Raw genomic sequence first — 1,240 nt, forward strand, 5'->3', positions numbered from 1 at the left:
TTGCCGCCACCGAGCAGGTTTTCCGGAATCGTGATGGCCGCACCGCTCTGGGTGATGATGTTCACGTCGTTGCGGGACGGATCGGAGCGGGACGACTGGGCGGCCAGGGTGGTGGCATTGGTCCCCACCACCAAAGGCTGACCGGTTCCGATGAAGACCGACATGGAGCCATCGGTGGCCGTCGTGGTGGACACGCGAGTGAGCTGGTTCAGTTCCTTGATCAACTGGTCACGCGTATCGAGCAGGTCGTTGGCGGGCTGGGCGGAACCAGCCTGCTGCGCCACCGCGATCTTGTGGTTGAGTTCGGCGATTTCCTTGGCGTAGGTGCCGATGGAGGTGACGGTGTCCTTGATCTGGCTTTCGACACCGGCGCGCACGTCGTTGAGCCGTTGGGAAAGATTCTGGAAGCGGGCCACCAGGCTCTGGGCGGTGGAGATCATCGACTGCCGGGCCGGCACACTGGACGGATTGGCAGCCACTTCCTGGACGCCTTCGAAGAAGGAGGCCACCGCCGGCGTCAGGCCAACGGCGGGATCGGCCAGCATGTTGTCGATCTGGCTGATCTCGGTGCTGTAGGTGTCGTACTCGTTGAGCTTGGTCTCGGCAGACAGCACCTGATTGGTCAGGAAGCCGTTGTAGGCGCGCTTGATCGTGTCGACCTTGGTCCCTTCGCCAAAAAAACCGGCGCCGGTGAACAAGCCGGGGTTGGTGCTCTGGACCGTACTCTGGCGGCTGTAACCGGCAGTGCCCGCATTGGAGATGTTGTGGCTGGTCGTGACCAAGCCTGCCTGGGCGGCGTTAAGTCCGGTGAGACCGATGCTGAAGAGACTGCTGCCCATGATCCACATCCTTCGTTCGCGAGTATCTGCGGGATACTATGCAAGAACTTTGCCAGGCGGCAGGAAGCGGAAATCCTCAGGCGCTGCGGGTGGTGCTGGCGGCGAGGGCCGTACGCAGGGTGTTGCCGTTGATGATGCGGGCCAGCTTGTCGGCGTAAAGAGGATCGGTGGCGTAGCCGGCCGATTGCAGTCCGCGGGCAAAGGCAGTGGCGTCAGTCTGGCCGACAACGCCGGCGTAACGCGGGTTGTTGCCGATCAGCCGGGCGTAGTCGCGGAAGGATTCCGCATACGAGCCATAGGCCCGGAAACTCGCATTCTCCTTGGCGCTCACCCCGTTGCGGTATTCAGTGGTGGAGGTGCTCACCGTATCGCCGGACCAGCGCTTGCCGGCCTTGATGTTG

Annotated in this window: 2 protein-coding genes; both read right to left on the reverse strand. The window is 62.7% G+C overall.

The genetic code is table 11. From position 1 onward, the window contains the following. A partial coding sequence (gene flgK, locus ETQ85_RS25960) for a flagellar hook-associated protein FlgK (RefSeq protein WP_187394887.1) occupies window positions 1–839 on the reverse strand: 839 nt, incomplete at its 3' end. A gap of 76 nt (window positions 840–915) precedes the next feature. Further along, the coding region (locus ETQ85_RS25965; RefSeq protein WP_187394888.1) for a glucosaminidase domain-containing protein at window positions 916–1,240 on the reverse strand (325 nt) is incomplete at its 5' end.

The sequence above is a fragment of the Zoogloea oleivorans genome (genome assembly GCF_008107625.1).
Taxonomy (GTDB): Bacteria; Pseudomonadota; Gammaproteobacteria; order Burkholderiales; family Rhodocyclaceae; genus Zoogloea; species Zoogloea oleivorans.